Raw genomic sequence first — 17,544 nt, 5'->3', positions numbered from 1 at the left:
GGCGATTACCAGCGAGGCACGTCGGAAACCACATCACCGTTTTGCGCACGCTGGCGCAGCAGGTGATCCATCAGCACGATCGCCATCATCGCTTCGGCGATTGGCACGGCGCGGATGCCCACGCACGGATCGTGGCGGCCGCGGGTGACCATTTCCACCGCTTCGCCCTGGCGATTGATGGTGCGGCCCGGCACCATGATGCTGGAGGTCGGTTTCAGCGCCAGATGTGCGATCACCGGCTGGCCGCTACTGATGCCGCCGAGAATGCCGCCGGCATGGTTGCTCTGGAAGCCCTCTGGAGTGATTTCGTCGCGGTTTTCGCTGCCGCGCTTGGTCACCACGGCAAACCCATCGCCGATCTCCACGCCTTTCACCGCGTTGATGCTCATCAGCGCGTGCGCCAGATCGGCGTCGAGGCGGTCAAACACCGGCTCGCCCAGGCCAACCGGCACGTTTTCAGCGATCACGCTGACCTTGGCGCCGATGGAGTCGCCCTCTTTTTTCAGCGCGCGCATCAGTTCGTCCAGCGCTTCCAGCTTGTCCGGATCCGGGCAGAAGAACGGGTTCTGCTCGACCTGCTCCCAGTCTTTCAGCTCGCAGGTCACGTCGCCGATCTGCGCCAGATAGCCGCGCACCTGCACGCCGAACTTCTGCTGCAGGTATTTCTTGGCGATGGCACCCGCCGCGACGCGCATGGCGGTTTCACGCGCCGAAGAACGGCCGCCGCCGCGATAGTCGCGCAGACCGTATTTCTGTTCGTAGGTGTAGTCGGCATGTCCCGGACGGAACACGTCTTTGATAGCGCTGTAGTCTTGCGAGCGTTGATCGGTGTTCTCAATGATCAAACCGATGCTGGTGCCGGTGGTCACGCCTTCGAATACGCCGGAGAGAATGCGTACCTGATCCGGTTCGCGGCGCTGGGTGGTATAACGCGAGGTGCCCGGACGACGGCGGTCCAGATCGTGTTGCAAATCGGCTTCGGTGAGCGGGATGCCGGGCGGCACGCCGTCGACGATACAACCCAGCGCCACCCCGTGAGATTCACCGAAGGTGGTGACGCGGAAAATCTGCCCAATACTGTTTCCTGCCATCACGGCTCCTTACCGTTAGTCTTTTATCGTTATGAGGCCCGCCGTGCGGGCCTTGGAAATGCGGCTTAGCTGCGATAGAGGCTGAAGTGTTCCTTGCAATCCACCAGCTGCTGCTTGGTCAGCATGAACACGCCGTCGCCGCCGTTTTCGAACTCCAGCCAGGTGAATGGAATATCCGGATATTGATCCATCAGGTGTACCATGCTGTTGCCCACTTCACAAATCAGCACGCCGTCGTCGGTCAGATAGTCCGGCGCGCAGGCCAGGATGCGGCGCACCAGCTTCAGGCCGTCGCTGCCCGCCGCCAGGCCCAGCTCCGGCTCGAAGCGGAACTCCTGCGGCAGATCGGACATGTCTTCCGCATCGACGTACGGCGGGTTGGTGACGATCAGATCGTACTGGATCGCGGGAACGTCGCGGAACAGATCGGAACGGATCGGGATCACCTGGTGTTCGACACCGTGCGCCTGAATGTTGCGCTCGGTCACCGCCAGCACGTCGCTGGAGATGTCCACCGCGTCCACTTCCGCTTCCGGGAAGGCGTAGCCGCAGGCGATGGCGATGCAGCCGCTGCCGGTGCACATGTCGAGGATATGGCGCGGCGGGTGCGGGATCAGCGCGCTGAAGCGATCGTTGATCAACTCGCCGATCGGCGAACGCGGCACCAGCACGCGCTCGTCGACGTAGAATTCCATGCCGCAGAACCAGGCCTTGTTGGTCAGGTAGGCCACCGGGATGCGCTCGTTGACGCGGCGGATCACGCGCTCAACGATGCGATGGCGCTCGCTGGAGGTCAAACGGGCGGTATGCATGTCCTCCGGAATGTCCAGCGGCAGGAACAGGCTTGGCAGCACCAATTGCACCGCTTCGTCCCACGGATTGTCGGTTCCGTGACCATAGTAGATATTGGCGGCGTTGAAGCGGCTTACCGCCCAGCGCAGCATATCTTGAATGGTGTGCAGTTCGTTCACTGCTTCGTCGACGAAAATTTTGTCCAATTTGCCCTCCGGCAGGCGCTGTGTTTCATGATTTAGCCGCATAGTTTGCCATGAAGCCCGCGACAAATCACGCTCGCCCCTCGCGCTTTTCACTCTGGCCCGAGTTTTGCGTCGACAGCGCTCATTCACAAGGTAAACTAGCGAAATAAACGATTTCCGGTGAATGAAGCATGAAGAACAAGCACCCTCTGAGCAAAGATGAACTGCAGCTCTTCAGAGAGTCGGTTGCGGGCGCGAAAAAATTGCGTCAGGACACCATCGTCCACCGCCCGCCCAAACCCAAAATAAAACAGATTGCGCCGCAGCGGCTGCTGCAGGAGCAGGTCGACGCCAGCTATTATTTTTCAGATGAATACCAGCCGCAGCTGGAAGAGGAAGGCCCGACGCGCTACGTGCGCCCCGGCAGCAGCCCGTATGAGCTGAAGAAACTGCGGCGCGGCGATTACTCGCCGGAACTGTTTCTCGATTTGCACGGCCTGACCCAATTGCAGGCCAAGCAGGAGCTGGGGGCGTTGATCGCCGCCTGCAAACGCGATCACGTACACTGCGCCTGCGTGATGCACGGGCACGGCAAGCACATCCTCAAACAGCAAACGCCGCTGTGGCTGGCGCAGCATCCCGACGTGCTGGCGTTCCATCAGGCGCCGAAGGAATGGGGCGGCAACGCCGCTATCCTGCTGTTGGTAGAGCTGGCCGAATAGCGCCCCGCAAAAACGACTCAGGGCGATGTCAGACATCGCCCTGGTTTATTCCGCGCCGCAGTCCGCGGCTCACACTTTGGCCATCACCTGCGACGGGCTGACCTGCCATTCAAATTTGCCGTAGCTGCCGTCCGCCGGCAGATCGACGTTGGCGATCGCCGAGGTCGCGAACATCGGCGGGCACTCACCCGGGCACAGTTCGGCCACCAGATACCCCACCAGCGGCAGGTGCGACACGATCAACACCGAACTCACCCCTTGCATCGCCAGCGCCTGCAGATAGCTGCCGACTTGTTCGGCGTTCCCGCCCGGCGTCAACTCGGGCAGCACTTCTGCGCCCTCCGGCAGCGTCAAGGCTTCGCGCACCGTCGCCAGCGTCTGTTCGGCCCGCAGATAGGGGCTGACCAGCACGCGTTCAATATCCACAGACTTGGTGTTCAACCAGGCCGCCATCTGACGGGACTCGTCGCGCCCGCACAGGGTAAGGGGCCTTACCGCATCGCTGGCCGCCTCGAGCGCCGCCTCTCCGTGACGCATAATCAAAACTTGCATATTGCACCGCTGTTGTTGACAAAGTAACGCTATACAGAAACGCCGTGCGTGCTGTACCGCCGAGTTTTACAACCCCAAAGCCAAAGCTTTAAAACGATAACGCGCCGTCTCTTTATGGCGGCCGGGCATTTTGCCTGAAAGTTTGCGTAAAGAAAATGCTGTTTTTTACAGCAACCGCCGCCTGACAGACCTCAGCCGCTCACAGAACAATCAATTCAACGGGTTAAATTTTAACCTTTTCGCCATGAAGTTTATTGATGGCGGTCAAGCTAACTTACCCCTGCCCCATCTCGCTGTACAGCCTCACCCACTGAAGGTGTTGCAAGGAGTGATGGCGATCACAACGCGGCCCTGTTGCAACTATAGTGCAAATCGGGCCGCCCTGCGTTCAGCTTCCCAGCGGGTAAAAACGCTCGCCCTGCTGCGCCATGCGCTGCAGGCGCTCGCACGGTGCGAAGTGCTCGCCGTGCTGCTGGCGCAGGTACTCCAGCGTTTTCACCACCTTCTCGGTGCCGAGCTCATCCATATAGCGGAACGGGCCACCGAGGAACGGCGGGAAGCCGATGCCGAACACCGCGCCGATGTCGCCGTCGCGCGCGCTGCGGATCACGCCTTCATCCAGACAGCGCGCCGCTTCGTTCAGCATCATCATCACGCAGCGCTGGGCGATAGTCGCCGGCAGCATGTGCGCTTTCGGCGTGACGCCGAGCAGCGTATACAGTGAGGTGTCCGCACGTTTACGCCGCTGCCGCTGCTGCCCTTCGCTCGGGTAGAGATAGAAACCGCGGCCGTTCTTGCGCCCTTTACGCCCGTCTTTCAGCACCGCATCGAACGCAGCCGGCGCGGCGAAGCGCGGCCCCAGCGCCTCAACCAAGACCGGGATGATTTTGGTGCCGACGTCGATACCCACTTCATCCAGCAGGGTGATCGGGCCGACCGGGAAACCGAAGTCCACCAGCGCCTTGTCCAGCGATTCGATCGGCTCGCCTTCCAGCAGGCAGCGCGCCGCCTCGTTGATGTACGGCGCCAGGATGCGGTTGACATAAAAACCGGCGCTGTCACCCACTACGATGGCGGTCTTGCCCTGTTTGTGCGCCAGCGCCACGGTGGTGGCGATGGTTTCTTCACTGGTGCCGGCATGCGGGATCACTTCCACCAGCGGCATTTTGTCCACCGGGCTAAAGTAGTGCAGGCCGATCACCTGCTGCGGCCGTTGCGCTTTCTCGGCGATTTGACCGATAGGCAACGAGGAGGTATTGGAGGCGAACACGGTGTGCGGCGCACAGTTCGCTTCGACCTCGGCCACCATCTGCTGCTTCAGCGCCAGATCTTCGAATACCGCCTCCACCACGATATCCACCTGCTCAAAGCCGGTGTAATCGGTGGAACCGGAGATCAGCATCATCTGCTTTTGCCGCTCCGCCGGACGCATGCGCTTGCTGCGCACCCGCTTGCCGAGCACGTCCCAGCTGTATTTCAGCGCGTGGTTGATGCCGGTTTCATTGATATCTTTGATGCGAACCGGTAAACCGCCGCGGGTCGCGGTGACGCAGGCGATACCGCCGCCCATCAGGCCACCGCCGAGAATGCCGACGCGGTGCAAGGCGTGCGGCTGGGCGTTGCCGCCCCGCTCTTTTTTCAGCGCGGTGGAGGCGAAGAACAGGCTGCGCAGCGCCGCCGACTGCGGGGTCATCGCCAGCTCGCCAAAGGCGCGCGCTTCGGCCTCATAGCCGCTGGCGCTGCCGTGATCCAGCCCGGTGCGTACCACCTGAATGATGCGCTCCGCCGCCGGATAATTGCCGTGGGTTTTCGCCAGCGTTTTCTTACGCACGATACTGAACAGCAGGTTTCTGCCCAACGGGCCGTTGAGCAGGCGATCCTGCCACGGCAGCTCGCGCTGGTGCTTCCAGCCCTGTTTCACCCGCTCGATGGCGGTCTGCAACAGAATCGACTGCGGCACGGCGTCGTCCACCAGCCCCATGCGCAGCGCCTGGCGGGCGCGAATGTGCTTGCCGGTCAGGATCATGTCCAGCGCCTTGGCGGCACCGACCAGGCGCGGCAGGCGCTGCGTGCCACCGGAGCCCGGCAGCAGGCCCAACTGCACCTCCGGCAGGCCGAGCGCGGTTTTGTCATCCAGCGAACAGACGCGGCCGTGGCAGGCCAGCGCCAACTCCAGGCCACCGCCCAGGCAGGCGCCGTGAATGGCCGCCACCACCGGCACCGGGAAAGCGGCGATCTGCGCCAGCGTGCTCTGCCCTTTCTTGGCCAGCGTTTCCGCCTCTTTGGCGCTGGTGCAGGCGGCGATCATGGTGATATCGGCGCCGGCGATAAACGAGTCCGGTTTGCCGGAAACGATCACCAACCCTTCCAGCGCGGTATGCTGCTGTGCCCGGATCAACACGTCATTCACCTGCTCGACGAACTCGGCCTTAAGCGTATTGACCTTGTCGCCCGGCACGTCGATGCTGATCACGCCGATATTGTCAGGGCGAATCGTCAGCTGAAAGGCCGACGGTTTGGCGCGCTGTTCGTGCAATGCGTTTTCAAAGCTCATTATTCCACCTCCACGATCATCGCGGCCCCTAACCCACCGGCGGCGCAGGCGGTGGTCAGACCCAACCCGCCGCCGCGGCGTTTCAGCTCACGCAGCGTCTGGGTGATCATGCGCGCGCCGGTGGCGGCGAACGGGTGGCCATAGGCGATGGAACCGCCCAATACGTTGAATTTTTCCATGTCTACCTCGCCGATTGCCTGGCTGCGGCCGAGCTTCTCACGGGCGAATTCTTCGCTGGCGAACATCTTCAGGTTAGCCAGCGTTTGCGCGGCGAAGGCTTCGTGCATATCGATGAGCGTCAGATCTGCCAGGCCGATGCCGGCACGATCCAGCGCCAGCGGCGTGGCGTAGGAAGGGCCCAGCAACATGTCTTCCCACACGTCGATGGCGGCGAAGGCAAAGCTGCGCAAATAACCCAGCGGCTGTAGCCCCAGCGCTTTGGCGCGCGATTCGCTCATCATCAATACCGCCGCCGCGCCGTCGGTCAGCGGCGTGCTGTTGGCCGCGGTAACGCTGCCATGTTTGCGATCGAACGCCGGCTTCAGCTTGGCGTAGGAAGCCAGGCTGGAATCTTTACGGATGTTGTTGTCTTCGGAAAGCTGCGCGCGGTAAGGCGGCACGTAGGCGGTCATCACCTCGTCGCGCAGCCACCCCTGCTGCCAGGCCTTGGCCGCCAGCTCATGGGAACGGTGCGCCAACGCATCCTGCGCCTCGCGGGTGATGCCGTGGCTTTTCGCCATCTGTTCGGCGGTATCGCCCATGCGCAGGCCGGTGGAATACTCCGCCACCGCCGGCGGCACCGGCATCAGATCGCGGAACTTCAGCCGGCTGAACAGTTTGAGACGCTGCGACAGCGTGCGCGCCTTGTTGACATCCACCAGCGTGCGCGCCAGCGCCTTGCTGACGCCGATCGGCAAGACGGAAGAAGAGTCCGCCCCGCCGGCAATGCCGACGCTGATGCTGCCGGCCATGATGCTTTCCGCCACGTTGGCGATCGCCTGGAAGCTGGTGGCGCAGGCGCGCGACACGCTGTAAGCGTCGGTATGGACGCTCATGCCGGTGCCCAGCACGATCTCACGCGCGATGTTTGGCGCTTCAGGCATTTGCACCACCTGGCCGAACACCAGCTGTTCGATAAGCTGCGGATCGATGCCGCTGCGCGCCAACAGCTCGCTCACCGCCGTTTTCCCTAAATCTACCGCCGGAATGCCATGATAGGCGGTCGCCTGTTTGGCAAAGGGGGTACGCAGTCCATCCACAATCGCAATGCGGTCACCATGACGGGTTACCAACGGCAGTGCCTTACTCATAAATGCTCCTGAAGAAAATAACGTCAGCGCAATGGGCAGAAAGAGGTCTGACCTGATGAGGTCATTGTTAACCAAACGGTTACATTTGGCAAACCGGCAGAGATCAAAACTGCGAGCAGGCGCACTTTCTCGCGAGGGCGGTATGGGGGAAGGCAATCCCCGGCGCGCGGCAGGCGGCGCCGGGGGGAAAACGGGGATTAGCGCAGGCCGAGCTGGAAGATCAGCGTTTCCGCCTGGCAGGCGAAGGTGAAATCGGCCACCAGTTGCACGCCGCCGTCAACCGGTTTAATGCTACTGTTGATGTCACAGGGGTCGGATTCTACCGCGCGCGCCTTTTCGCTCAGGGCCGCCAGCATCGCTTCCGCATCTTGTTGATTGCTGAACACCTGGCTGTAGGAAGCGGTGCAATCGGTATTATCCATCACGGTGCCGACATCCACGCAGCAGCAAGCGGCGGTTTCCTGGGCGCTGCATTTATTAATTGCATCTGACATGATTGGTTCTCCTCAAGGGCCTCGGTTATCGGCCCAGATTGCCGTTTGACTCACCGGCACAAAGCCACAAAATTCTGCGGGTATTTTACTCCCCCACGCCGGCAATCACTAGCACTTACTTTTACTGGGTGTTTTAAGTGATGGAAATCACAAATAAAAATGAGCGCCTGCTAAGAAATAGTAAGAATTTTGTTATTTACCGCTGGCTTTTTGTTAAGCAGATCTCTTTTTTGATATCAAGCCAGAAATATTTCAAAAACAAACTTGCAACATTTTCACAGGTCAGACCTATACTTCAGCCACTGGTCTGATTTGTCTGAATGATAACGGACCCTACAATCCCGCGCTCCTTGTTACTTTGCGTAACATAGTTTAAATAATAAACACATAATGATGAGGTTTTGGTCATGAGCCAGAAAAACCTATTGACTAAATCAGCTCTCGCAGCTGCAGTGGCAATTATTTCTTCAAACGTGTCTGCCGCAGGATTCCAGCTGAACGAGTTCTCAGCAGCTGGTTTAGGGCGTGCGTATTCTGGCGAAGGCGCCATGGCGGATACGGCGGCTTCCGCCAGCCGCAACCCCGCCCTTCTGATGATGTATACCCGCCCGGAACTCTCCATCGGTGCGGTATTTATCGATCCGGACGTGGACATTTCCGGCACCTCTCCTTCCGGCGCCAGCCTGGATGCGAAAAACATCGCGCCGACCGCCTGGGTACCGAACCTGCATTATGTGCAACCCCTTAACGACCAATTCGCCGTAGGCGCCTCGGTCACCAGCAACTTCGGTCTGGCGACCGAATTCAACGACGGCTACACCGCAGGCGCTTATGGCGGTAAAACCGATCTGCAGACGGTCAACCTGAACCTGAGCGGCGCTTACCGTCTGAACCAACACTTCAGCTTCGGTCTGGGCTTCGATGCGGTATACGCCAAGGCAAAACTGGAACGCTACGCCGGTGAATTGCCGAAGCTGGCCGCCGCTCAAGGTTTGCAAAACGGCCTATTTACGCCGCAGCAGGCCGGCATGATCGCTCGAATCCCTGGCGATACCCAGATTTCCCATCTGAAAGGCGATAAATGGGGTTACGGCTGGAACGCCGGTATCCTGTACGAAGTGGATGAAAACAACCGTTACGGCTTCACCTATCGCTCCGAAGTGAAAATCAAATTCCACGGCGATTACAAGAGCAGCCTGCCTGCAGGCCAACCCATGTTCCCAGGTTTGCCATGGGGCACCAGCGGCAACACCATCCCAGGCTCTCTGGATCTGAACCTGCCGGAAATGTGGGAGCTGTCCGGCTACAACAAGGTTGCGCCACAGTGGGCCGTCCACTACAGCCTGGCCTACACCAGCTGGAGCCAGTTCCAACAGTTGAAAGCCACCGGCAGCAACGGCCAGACCCTGTTCGAGAAACATGAAGGCTTCCGCGATGCCTACCGCATCGCGCTGGGTACCACTTACTTCTACGACGACAACTGGACCTTCCGCGGCGGTATCGCCTTCGATGACAGCCCGGTGCCGGCACAGAACCGTTCCATTTCCATTCCGGATCAGGATCGCTTCTGGGTCAGCGCAGGTACCTCTTACGCATTCAACAAAGATGCGTCGGTTGACGTCGGTGTTTCCTACATGCACGGCCAGAAAGTCACCATCAACGAAGGCCCTTACACCTTCAACTCCGTGGGCAAGGCCTGGCTGTACGGCGCCAACTTCAACTACCGCTTCTAATCGCGCAGTTTGATCGCGGACTCAAGCGCCCCTCGGGGCGCTTTTTCTTTGCCCGCCGTTTGCCGCCGGCATAAAAAAACCCGCCTGACGGCGGGTTTTCATTGGCGTAAAGCCAGCGATTATTGCGAGTCGATCTCGTCCAGCTCGCCCTGAATCGCCTTGGCGTTCGGATTCTCTTCCGGTTTGAGCGAACCGCCGTTGGCGATGAAATCGTGGCGCTGGAAATAAGCCTCGCGCACCATGATGTAAGGATCGGAGGAGTTGCGCAGCAGGCCGTCGGAATCCAACAGCTGGGCGCGGGTTTCGATGCCCTCGACCACCCATTTGCCCGCCGACATCCAGAAGGTCAGGTAGCTCAGCATCGGATACAGCGTATCCGCAAAATCACCGCCTTCGTCACGCAGCGTGAAACTGCCGTAGCCCGGCAGCATCACGTACGGGCCGTAACCCACATTGTAATGCCCCAACGTGCTGCCGAAGCGGTTCGGTTCTTCCCGCGCCAGTTTCGGGTTGGCCATGCCGGCCACGTCGATCAGGCCGCCCATCCCGAGCAGGGTGTTCAGGAAGAAACGGTTGAAGTGGATCATCCCGCGGTAGGGATCGCCTTTCAGGAAGGCGTTGACCATGCTGGCCGGCTCTTCCAGGTTAGAGGTGAAGTTGCTGATGCCGTTACGCGCCGGCATCGGCACATAGTCGCGCCAAGCCACCGCGACCGGGCGCAGCACATAAGGATCCAGGACGTTGTAGTTGAAGTCGAACATCGTCCGGTTAAATCCTTCCAGAGGATCGGATCGCCCTTGCGGCTCATTGTCTGGCGCGCTGGCGCAGCCCACCAATAATACCGTTGCGAATGCCACCCCAGTCAGGCGAAAGTTCATATTTTTCTCCATAAAAACACGTTCGGTCTTATTTTTCAGGGACCTGCTTGTTTATCTGAACGCTAACCTGCTCTTTACCGCTGAACGTCTGCAGCGCGCTTTCGCCGAACCAGTCCCCCGGCTGCGGCGTAGCCAACCCATCCTGCGAGAGGCGCACACGCACCTGCACCTGATGTTGCGCCGAGAGCAAACGCTCGGGCATCATGGCATTGCTGTCATCCAGAGAGAAAGACAGCGGGAAACGGCTCAACGGCAGTTGTTTTACCGCGACCGGCACCGGGCTGACGCCGTCGGTGACCGATATCACCAGCGTCCCCTGCGGCGGTAAGGCTTTCGCCGCCTGCGGTGACAGCGAAACAGTCACATTCAGTTTAACAGTTTCTTCGCCGGCCTGTGCTTTTGCTTGTGCAATGCTGCGCTTTATCACTTCCGCGCGCGGATCGTTGGCCGGCAGCAATTGCAACATCACCTGCCAGGCGCCGATCGCCTGCTTGAAATCGCCCTGTTCGAACGCATTGAACGCCAACAGGCTCAGCACCCGCGGATCGCTGTGATTTTCCGCGATCATGCGCCGCAGCAGCTGAGTGGCCTGTTTGTTATCCTCTGGATCGTTGGAGCGCGTCAAGACCTCGGCATAACCGAGCCGCACTTCCAGACTATTCGGATCCAATTGATAAGCATGGGCAAATGCCTGCGTAGCGGTAGTGGCGTTGTTCAAGGCCATGCCGACGCGCCCCAGCATCATCCAGTCGTTGATATTGCGATCGTCCTGCTGCAACTCGGTGCGCAGCCCCAGCCCGAGGCGGGCGATCTCTTCCATGCTCAGCGGTTTGGCGCGCTCATTGGCGACGCGCTCGCGCAACTCCGGCATTTGCGCCTGCACCAGACGCCAGTCCAGCACCTGCGCCAGCCCGCCGGTTTTCAGATAAAAGCCAACGGTCACCGCCAGCAATAACAGCACGCCCGGCACCAGTGCCCAGCGGTTGATCGGCTTCGCCTGCTCTATCTGCTCGACGGGGATATCGTTCAACAGGTTCTGTTGCAGCTCTTTGACCAGCTCAGGGCGCTCGGCCACCACGCCCTGCTGCTCATCCTGCTCCAGTTCGCTGAGGCGATCCTGATAAAACGCCTTGTTCAACGCATCACGCGTGGCGGCGCTTTGCTTGCCGTGGCGCATCGCCGGCACCACCAGCAACGCGGTGGCACCGGCCAGCAACACGCAAATAATCAGCCAAAAAGCCATTAGGGTTTCTTCCTGTCAGTCTCTTTCAACAATGCCGCCAGGCGCTGCCGCTCCCGTTCGGAGAATTCATCATCCACCGCCGCGCCAGGCCGGCGACGGGTGCGCAGGATCACCACCGCCCCGCCGATCAACACGAACAGCAGCGGGCCGATCCACAGGATCAGCGTGGCCGGCGTTACCGGCGGTTCGTAGGTGACGAAGTTGCCGTAGCGCGCCACCATATAATCGATGATCTGCTGCTTGCTTTGCCCCTGCATCATCAACTCGTACACCTTGGTGCGCATGTCAGCGGCGATGATGGCATTGGAATCGGCAATGCTGTTGTTCTGGCATTTCGGGCAACGCAGTTGCTCGGTCAGCTCGCGATACTGCTGCTCCTGCTCGACGGAGTTGAAACGATAGGTATCGATCGCCGCAGTGGCGCTCCAGCTCAGCAACGCGGCGAACAGCAGGACAACCAGCCTCATGCCTCACCCCCGTACTTTTTATACAGCGGCAACACTTCCTGCTGCCAGACGCGCTCGTTCATATCGCCGGCGTGGCGATAGCGAATGATCCCCTGACCGTCGATCAGGAAGGTTTCCGGCGCGCCGTACACCCCGAGATCCAGCCCCAGCATGCCGTCACCGTCGAACAGGCTGAGGGCGTAGGGATTGCCGAGGGAATTCAGCCAGGTCACCGCCTTGGCGCGATCGTCTTTATAATTCAGGCCAACCACCCGCACGCCGCGCGCCGCCAGCGTATTGAGATACTGGTGCTCCGCGCGGCAGGTCGGGCACCAGGTGGCCCAGACGTTGAGCAATATCGGCTTGCCGTCGCGCAGCACCGCCTGATCGTAGGTCTTGCCCGGCTGATCCAGCGATTCCAGCTTGAAGGTCGGCACCGGTTTGCCGATCAGCGCCGATTCCAGCATCGCCGGGTCTTCGCCGCCGGCGTTGCGCGTCAGCTGCACCATCAGCGCCGCCACCAACAGCAGGAAGAGAACCAAAGGGATAAACAACAGCTTACGCTTCATGGTTGCGCCTCCAGCTTGCCTTCGCGTTTGAGCTTTTTGCTCATGCGATAACGCGGGTCGAGAATGCACAGCAGGCCGCCGATCGCCATAAAGACGCCGCCGAACCAGATCCAGCGCACGAAAGGTTTGTAATACAGGCGCACCGCCCAGGAGCCGTCCTCCAGCTCCTCGCCCAGCGCCGCATACAGATCGCGGCTGAAACCGCCGTCGATCGCCGCCTCGGTCATCATGCTGCGCGCCACGCTGTAGTAGCGTTTCTCCGCGTGCAGCGTCGCCTCCGGCTTGCCGTTGCGCGTGACGTCGATGATGCCGACGCCGCCGCTGTAGTTCGGGCCGCGAATGTCGTGCACGTCGCGGAACACGAAGTGATAGTTGTGGATATCCACGCTGTCGCCGGCCTTCATCCGCACGTCGCGTTCCACGCTGTAGTTCTGGCTGAAGGCGATGCCGATCACCGTCACCGCCACGCCGAGGTGGCCGAGCACCATGCCCCAGTGGCTGCGGGACAGCTGGCGCAGGCCGCGCCAGAAACCGTGACGGTGGGTGGCGCGCTCATGCAACTCCATCAGCGTCAGGATGATCACCCACAGCGCCATGATCAGGCCCACCACCGTCATGCCGGCGATGCTGTCCTGCAGCAGCCACGGCAGCAGAATCGACAACACCAGCGTTGCCAGCAGCGCCACGCCGAGGCGACGCCACAGCTTGCTCGGCTCATCGCGGCGCCAGCGCACCAGCGGGCCGATGCCCAACAGCAGCGCCAACGGCGCCATCAGCCAGGTGAACATGGTATTGAAGAACGGCTCGCCGATCGAAATGCTGCCCAGGCCCAGCTGTTTGTGCACCAGCGGCAGCAGCGTGCCCAACAGCACCACCAGCATGGCGGCGATCAGCAGCACGTTGTTGCCCAGCAGGAAGGTCTCGCGCGAGAAGGTCTCGTGCTGCACCCGGCTGCGCACCTGGCCCCCCTTGACCGCATACAGCAGCAGCGAACCACCGATCACGATCACCAGATAGGCGAGGATAAACATGCCGCGCGCCGGATCGGAGGCGAAGGAGTGCACCGAGACCAGCACGCCAGAACGCACCAGGAAGGTGCCCAGCAGGCACAGCGAGAAGGCGGTGATCGCCAGCAACACCGTCCAGGCTTTGAACGTGCCGCGTTTTTCGGTCACCGCCAGCGAATGCATCAGCGCGGTGCCGGCCAACCACGGCATAAAGGAGGCGTTCTCCACCGGATCCCAGAACCACCAGCCGCCCCAGCCCAGCTCATAGTAGGCCCAGGCCGATCCGAGCATGATGCCCAGCGTGAGGAACACCCAGGCAGCGGTGGTCCAGGGGCGTGACCAGCGCGCCCAGGCGGTGTCGAGCCGGCCGGCCATCAGCGAGGCGATGGCGAAGGCGAAGGCAACCGAGAAGCCGACATAGCCCATATACAGCAGCGGCGGGTGGAAGATCAGGCCGATATCCTGCAGCAGCGGGTTCAGATCGCTGCCGTCGATCGGGAAGTTCGGCAGCGTGCGGGTAAACGGGTTGGAGGTCATGATGATGAACAACAGGAAACCGGCGGTGATCATGCCCATCACCGACAGCACCCGCGCCACCGCATCCTGCGGCATCGCCCGGCTGCACAGCGCCACCGCCAGCGACCAGCAGCTCAGCAGCAGCACCCACAGCAGTAACGAGCCTTCGTGCGCCCCCCAGGTGGCGGCGATGCGGTAATACACCGGCAACCGGGTATTGGAGTTGGTGGCCACATAAGCCACGGTAAAATCGTTGACCACGAAAGCATGCACCAGGCACAGGAACGCCAGCGCAATCGCGGCGAACATGCCGTAGGTCAGCGGCCGGGCCACCGCCATCATGCGGCTGTCCTGCCGCGCCGCGCCCCACTGCGGGTAAATGCTCAGCAACAGCGCGATCGCCAGCGCCAGGCACAGCAGAAAACTGCCCAGTTCCGGCATCATGACTTGGCGCCCTCCGCCTGCGGCGCGGCATACGCCTCCGCCGGGCCTTTGTGGTTCTCTTTCATCGCGTCGGCCACTTCCGGCGGCGTGTATTTCTCATCGTGTTTGGCCAGCACTTCGCGCGCGTTGACCACGTTGCCCTCGCCCAGCACCCCCTGCGCCACCACGCCCTGCCCTTCACGGAACAGATCCGGCAGAATGCCGGTGTAGGTCACGCCGATCGCGCCGCGCGCATCGTAAATCTTAAAGCTGACCTGCAGCGTATTGGGATCGCGTTTCACCGAGCCGGGCATCACCATGCCGCCGATGCGCAGGCGCTGGCCGACCTCGGGCTTCTCATGCTTTTCGCCCTTGCCCTGCAGAATTTCGCCCGGGGTGTAGAACAGATCGATATTGGAGCGCAGCGCGTACAGCATCAGGGTCGCGGTCAGCGCGATACCGATCAGCACAACGATCGCCAGATAAAGGCGGCTTTTACGACGTGGATTCACAATGATTTCTCCCGCGGTGCGGCGGATTTTTGTTTTGACTGCTGCGCATGGCGAATGCGCCGCTCGCGCGCCTGACGGCGGCCGATCTCGGCGAGCAACTGCCGCCGTTGCCAGACGGTATGCGCCACCAGCCCCAACAGCGAAATCAGCGTGGCGGCGACCGCCAGCCAGACATAGAAGGCGTAACCGCCCATGGCGAAAAACGCCGACCAGGAATCGAACGCGGCATTCATGACTGACGCTCCTTATTCACCAGCCCGGCGACCCACGGGCGCTGGCGCTCCTGGAACAGGATCAGATTGCGCAGGCGCATCAGCGTCAGCGTCACGAACAGCAACAGATAACCGAGGATCGCCCAACGCAGCGGAGTACGCATGCTTGGCGCGATGGATTGCTGCATATTGGTCGAACCCTGATGCAGCGTATTCCACCATTCGACAGAGAAATGGATGATCGGGATATTCACCACGCCCACCAGCACCAGAATCCCGGCGGCGCGGCCCGCCAGACGGCGGTCTTCAAAGGCGTTGTACAGCGCGATGACGCCCATATAAAGGAACAGCAACACCAGCTCGGAGGTCAGACGCGCGTCCCACACCCACCAGGTGCCCCACATCGGTTTGCCCCAGGCGGAGCCGGTCACCAACGCGATAAAAGTGAACACCGCGCCGACCGGTGCCATCGCCGCCACCACGGTATCAGACATTTTCATCTGCCACACCAGGCCGATAAACGCCGCCACCGCCATTGAGGCGTAGATGCCCATCGACCACATGGCCGCCGGCACGTGAATATAAATGATGCGGAAGCTGTCGCCCTGCTGATAATCCTTCGGCGCGAAACCAAAGCCCCATGCCCAGCCGAGCAGCAGGCTGGCCGCCGCCGCCAGCCCCAACCAGGGGATAAAGCGGCCGCAGACGTGATACAGCCGCTCAGGCCGCGCCAGTTGATGTAACCATTTCCACATTGTCGTCAGTGCTCACGGTAATTTTTATGCGTCAGCCGCCCCGAGCGATCGAAGCGGCGAAAACTTTCTGCGGGGATATGCTCTTGTCGGCCTTGCCCCGTCTGTTCATTCAATAAGTTAGCTAGTGCACGCTCACTCGCAGCGCCGCCGCGGTGGCGAAGGGCGCCAATGTCACGCTGCCCGCCAGCATCGCGCCGAGGATCGCCAGGTAACCGTCGATCGGCATACCCATCGAGGCGGCGTCGATCGCGCCGGTGGCGAAGATCAGCACCGGGATATACAGCGGCAACACCAACAGGCTGAGCAGCACGCCCCCTTTACGCAGGCCGACGGTCAGCCCCACGCCGATGGCACCGATCAGGCTCAGCGTCGGCGTGCCGAGCAGCAAAGTGCCCGCCACCGCCAGCCAGGTCTGCATATCGAGCGACAGCAGCAGCGCCACCAGCGGCGACAGGATCAACAGCGGCAACCCCGTCACGACCCAGTGAGCACACACTTTGCCCAGCACCGTCATCGGCAGCGGCGTCGGCAGCAGCAACAGCTGCTCCAGCGAGCCGTCGAGGAAATCGTCGCGAAACAGCCGCTCCAGCGACAGCAGCGAGGCCAACAGCGCCGCCACCCAAACGATGCCCGGTGCAATGCGCGCCAGCAGCTGCGGCTCCGGGCCAATCCCCAACGGAAACAGCGTGATCACAATCAGGAAAAACCACAGCGGGTTGACGATCTCCGAGCCTTTACGGCAGGCGATCTTCAGTTCGCGACGCACCAGGGTCAAAAACATCACACCGTCCCCACGTCATGTTCCGCCAAACGGATTTTGCCCACCGTTTGCGTGGCGCCGGTCAAATCCTGATGAGTGGTCAACAATACCATGCCGCCCCGCTGCGCATGTTGTTCAAAAAGGCTAATCAACTCAGCCACGCCCTGTTTATCGATCGCCGTCAGCGGTTCATCGAGGATCCACAGCGGCGCCGCGCTGAGCCACAGCCGCGCCAGCGCCACGCGCCGCTGCTGCCCGGCAGACAGCTGCGCCACCGGCAGATCTTCGTAACCCACCAGCCCCACCTGCTCCAGCGCGCGCCAGATGGCCTGACGCTCGGTTGCACCGCGCACCGCCTGATAAAACTGCAGATTCTCGAAGGGCGTCAATACGGCTTTGATGCCAGGCTGATGGCCGATAAACAGTAACTCCTGCTGGTAGGCCGCACGATCGCGCAACGTGTTGCGCCCGTGCCAGCACACCTCACCGCCGTCCGGCCGCGCCAGGCCGGCAAGGATGCGCAGTAAACTGGTCTTGCCCGCGCCGTTCGGCCCTTCCACCTGAACGATATCGCCCGGCTGAACTGAAAAGCTTAGCTCGCTAAACAGGATGCGTTCATCACGCACGCAACTCAGACTTTTGGCTTCCAGCATCGGGGGAACTCATATGTTTCTTTGGGATAGCGAATCATAGCATAAGCCCTCCCCCGCACGCAGCCCGCGGCGGGCGCGCCAATGGGCCAATATGGCGAGTCGGATCAAGAATGCGTGGAAAAAACCGGCGGATTTTA

Annotated in this window: 18 protein-coding genes; 2 read left to right on the top strand and 16 right to left on the bottom strand. The window is 61.1% G+C overall.

What is annotated here, in order from left to right; all coding sequences use genetic code 11:
* Nucleotides 1-5 precede the first annotated feature (5 nt).
* The gene (gene aroC, locus BHU62_RS13765; RefSeq protein ID WP_019453775.1) at nucleotides 6-1,091 is read right to left on the bottom strand and encodes a chorismate synthase; all 1,086 of its coding nucleotides are present in this window, start codon (nucleotides 1,089-1,091) and stop codon (nucleotides 6-8) included.
* A gap of 65 nt (nucleotides 1,092-1,156) precedes the next feature.
* Nucleotides 1,157-2,089: a 50S ribosomal protein L3 N(5)-glutamine methyltransferase gene (prmB, locus tag BHU62_RS13760; protein ID WP_073532570.1), complete on the bottom strand. Its 933-nt coding sequence runs from the start codon at nucleotides 2,087-2,089 to the stop codon at nucleotides 1,157-1,159.
* Nucleotides 2,090-2,259: 170 nt separating this feature from the next.
* Between prmB and smrB the strand changes: the two genes are divergently transcribed.
* Complete coding sequence (gene smrB, locus BHU62_RS13755; protein ID WP_073532512.1) at nucleotides 2,260-2,790, top strand: endonuclease SmrB; 531 nt, start codon at nucleotides 2,260-2,262, stop codon at nucleotides 2,788-2,790.
* Nucleotides 2,791-2,859: 69 nt separating this feature from the next.
* Here smrB and sixA read toward each other — a convergent pair whose 3' ends face one another.
* The 4 genes from sixA to BHU62_RS13735 all read right to left on the bottom strand — a co-directional run bounded on the left by sixA (nucleotide 2,860) and on the right by BHU62_RS13735 (nucleotide 7,700).
* On the bottom strand, nucleotides 2,860-3,342 hold the full coding sequence (gene sixA / locus BHU62_RS13750) for a phosphohistidine phosphatase SixA (RefSeq protein ID WP_073532511.1): 483 nt from the start codon (nucleotides 3,340-3,342) through the stop codon (nucleotides 2,860-2,862).
* A gap of 388 nt (nucleotides 3,343-3,730) precedes the next feature.
* The gene (gene fadJ, locus BHU62_RS13745; protein ID WP_073532510.1) at nucleotides 3,731-5,896 is read right to left on the bottom strand and encodes a fatty acid oxidation complex subunit alpha FadJ; all 2,166 of its coding nucleotides are present in this window, start codon (nucleotides 5,894-5,896) and stop codon (nucleotides 3,731-3,733) included.
* On the bottom strand, nucleotides 5,896-7,206 hold the full coding sequence (gene fadI, locus BHU62_RS13740) for an acetyl-CoA C-acyltransferase FadI (protein ID WP_073532509.1): 1,311 nt from the start codon (nucleotides 7,204-7,206) through the stop codon (nucleotides 5,896-5,898). The genes fadJ and fadI overlap by 1 nt, the downstream gene beginning before the upstream one ends.
* A gap of 197 nt (nucleotides 7,207-7,403) precedes the next feature.
* Nucleotides 7,404-7,700, bottom strand: a complete 297-nt coding sequence (locus tag BHU62_RS13735) for a YfcZ/YiiS family protein (protein ID WP_073532508.1) — start codon at nucleotides 7,698-7,700, stop codon at nucleotides 7,404-7,406.
* A 407-nt stretch (nucleotides 7,701-8,107) separates the two neighbouring features.
* Here BHU62_RS13735 and fadL point away from each other — a divergent pair, with 407 nt between their 5' ends.
* Nucleotides 8,108-9,433 (top strand): long-chain fatty acid transporter FadL, encoded by a 1,326-nt coding sequence (gene fadL, locus BHU62_RS13730; RefSeq protein WP_073532507.1) that lies wholly within the window; start codon nucleotides 8,108-8,110, stop codon nucleotides 9,431-9,433.
* A gap of 119 nt (nucleotides 9,434-9,552) precedes the next feature.
* Here the strand turns inward: fadL and mlaA are convergent, their stop codons facing one another.
* The 10 genes from mlaA to ccmA form a co-directional block, all read right to left on the bottom strand.
* Nucleotides 9,553-10,311 (bottom strand): phospholipid-binding lipoprotein MlaA, encoded by a 759-nt coding sequence (gene mlaA / locus BHU62_RS13725; protein ID WP_073532506.1) that lies wholly within the window; start codon nucleotides 10,309-10,311, stop codon nucleotides 9,553-9,555.
* Between the two features lie 28 nt (nucleotides 10,312-10,339).
* Nucleotides 10,340-11,554, bottom strand: a complete 1,215-nt coding sequence (gene ccmI / locus BHU62_RS13720) for a c-type cytochrome biogenesis protein CcmI (RefSeq protein ID WP_073532505.1) — start codon at nucleotides 11,552-11,554, stop codon at nucleotides 10,340-10,342.
* Entirely contained in the window at nucleotides 11,554-12,021 is a 468-nt protein-coding gene (locus BHU62_RS13715; protein WP_073532504.1) for a cytochrome c-type biogenesis protein CcmH, read from the bottom strand. The genes ccmI and BHU62_RS13715 overlap by 1 nt, the downstream gene beginning before the upstream one ends.
* Nucleotides 12,018-12,569 carry a DsbE family thiol:disulfide interchange protein gene (locus tag BHU62_RS13710; RefSeq protein WP_073532503.1) on the bottom strand — a complete coding sequence of 184 codons (552 nt, stop codon included), beginning with the start codon at nucleotides 12,567-12,569 and terminating at the stop codon, nucleotides 12,018-12,020. The genes BHU62_RS13715 and BHU62_RS13710 overlap by 4 nt, the downstream gene beginning before the upstream one ends.
* Nucleotides 12,566-14,536, bottom strand: a complete 1,971-nt coding sequence (locus BHU62_RS13705; protein WP_073532502.1) for a heme lyase CcmF/NrfE family subunit — start codon at nucleotides 14,534-14,536, stop codon at nucleotides 12,566-12,568. The genes BHU62_RS13710 and BHU62_RS13705 overlap by 4 nt, the downstream gene beginning before the upstream one ends.
* The gene (ccmE, locus tag BHU62_RS13700; protein WP_073532501.1) at nucleotides 14,533-15,027 is read right to left on the bottom strand and encodes a cytochrome c maturation protein CcmE; all 495 of its coding nucleotides are present in this window, start codon (nucleotides 15,025-15,027) and stop codon (nucleotides 14,533-14,535) included. Before ccmE ends, BHU62_RS13705 begins: the two co-directional genes overlap by 4 nt.
* Nucleotides 15,024-15,260, bottom strand: a complete 237-nt coding sequence (gene ccmD / locus BHU62_RS13695) for a heme exporter protein CcmD (protein ID WP_004936267.1) — start codon at nucleotides 15,258-15,260, stop codon at nucleotides 15,024-15,026. Before ccmD ends, ccmE begins: the two co-directional genes overlap by 4 nt.
* Nucleotides 15,257-15,994: a heme ABC transporter permease gene (locus BHU62_RS13690; protein ID WP_073532500.1), complete on the bottom strand. Its 738-nt coding sequence runs from the start codon at nucleotides 15,992-15,994 to the stop codon at nucleotides 15,257-15,259. Before BHU62_RS13690 ends, ccmD begins: the two co-directional genes overlap by 4 nt.
* A 121-nt stretch (nucleotides 15,995-16,115) precedes the next feature.
* On the bottom strand, nucleotides 16,116-16,775 hold the full coding sequence (gene ccmB / locus BHU62_RS13685; RefSeq protein WP_025303731.1) for a heme exporter protein CcmB: 660 nt from the start codon (nucleotides 16,773-16,775) through the stop codon (nucleotides 16,116-16,118).
* Nucleotides 16,775-17,407 carry a cytochrome c biogenesis heme-transporting ATPase CcmA gene (gene ccmA / locus BHU62_RS13680; RefSeq protein WP_073532499.1) on the bottom strand — a complete coding sequence of 211 codons (633 nt, stop codon included), beginning with the start codon at nucleotides 17,405-17,407 and terminating at the stop codon, nucleotides 16,775-16,777. Before ccmA ends, ccmB begins: the two co-directional genes overlap by 1 nt.
* Nucleotides 17,408-17,544 lie beyond the last annotated feature (137 nt).

Origin of the sequence: Serratia marcescens (genome assembly GCF_001902635.1) — a bacterium.
GTDB lineage: Bacteria > Pseudomonadota > Gammaproteobacteria > Enterobacterales > Enterobacteriaceae > Serratia > Serratia marcescens_F.
This window is presented reverse-complemented; position numbering and strand designations above follow the sequence as displayed.

Coding starts and splice junctions, on each gene's coding strand:
- mlaA (WP_073532506.1), bottom strand. CDS start 10,311: ATGAACTTTCGCCTGACTGGGGTGGCATTCGCAACGGTATTATTGGTG.
- smrB (WP_073532512.1), top strand. CDS start 2,260: ATGAAGAACAAGCACCCTCTGAGCAAAGATGAACTGCAGCTCTTCAGA.
- ccmD (WP_004936267.1), bottom strand. CDS start 15,260: ATGAATGCCGCGTTCGATTCCTGGTCGGCGTTTTTCGCCATGGGCGGT.
- BHU62_RS13710 (WP_073532503.1), bottom strand. CDS start 12,569: ATGAAGCGTAAGCTGTTGTTTATCCCTTTGGTTCTCTTCCTGCTGTTG.
- BHU62_RS13705 (WP_073532502.1), bottom strand. CDS start 14,536: ATGATGCCGGAACTGGGCAGTTTTCTGCTGTGCCTGGCGCTGGCGATC.
- fadJ (WP_073532510.1), bottom strand. CDS start 5,896: ATGAGCTTTGAAAACGCATTGCACGAACAGCGCGCCAAACCGTCGGCC.
- aroC (WP_019453775.1), bottom strand. CDS start 1,091: ATGGCAGGAAACAGTATTGGGCAGATTTTCCGCGTCACCACCTTCGGT.
- sixA (WP_073532511.1), bottom strand. CDS start 3,342: ATGCAAGTTTTGATTATGCGTCACGGAGAGGCGGCGCTCGAGGCGGCC.
- BHU62_RS13715 (WP_073532504.1), bottom strand. CDS start 12,021: ATGAGGCTGGTTGTCCTGCTGTTCGCCGCGTTGCTGAGCTGGAGCGCC.
- fadI (WP_073532509.1), bottom strand. CDS start 7,206: ATGAGTAAGGCACTGCCGTTGGTAACCCGTCATGGTGACCGCATTGCG.
- BHU62_RS13690 (WP_073532500.1), bottom strand. CDS start 15,994: ATGTGGAAATGGTTACATCAACTGGCGCGGCCTGAGCGGCTGTATCAC.
- ccmA (WP_073532499.1), bottom strand. CDS start 17,407: ATGCTGGAAGCCAAAAGTCTGAGTTGCGTGCGTGATGAACGCATCCTG.
- ccmI (WP_073532505.1), bottom strand. CDS start 11,554: ATGGCTTTTTGGCTGATTATTTGCGTGTTGCTGGCCGGTGCCACCGCG.
- ccmB (WP_025303731.1), bottom strand. CDS start 16,775: ATGTTTTTGACCCTGGTGCGTCGCGAACTGAAGATCGCCTGCCGTAAA.
- fadL (WP_073532507.1), top strand. CDS start 8,108: ATGAGCCAGAAAAACCTATTGACTAAATCAGCTCTCGCAGCTGCAGTG.
- BHU62_RS13735 (WP_073532508.1), bottom strand. CDS start 7,700: ATGTCAGATGCAATTAATAAATGCAGCGCCCAGGAAACCGCCGCTTGC.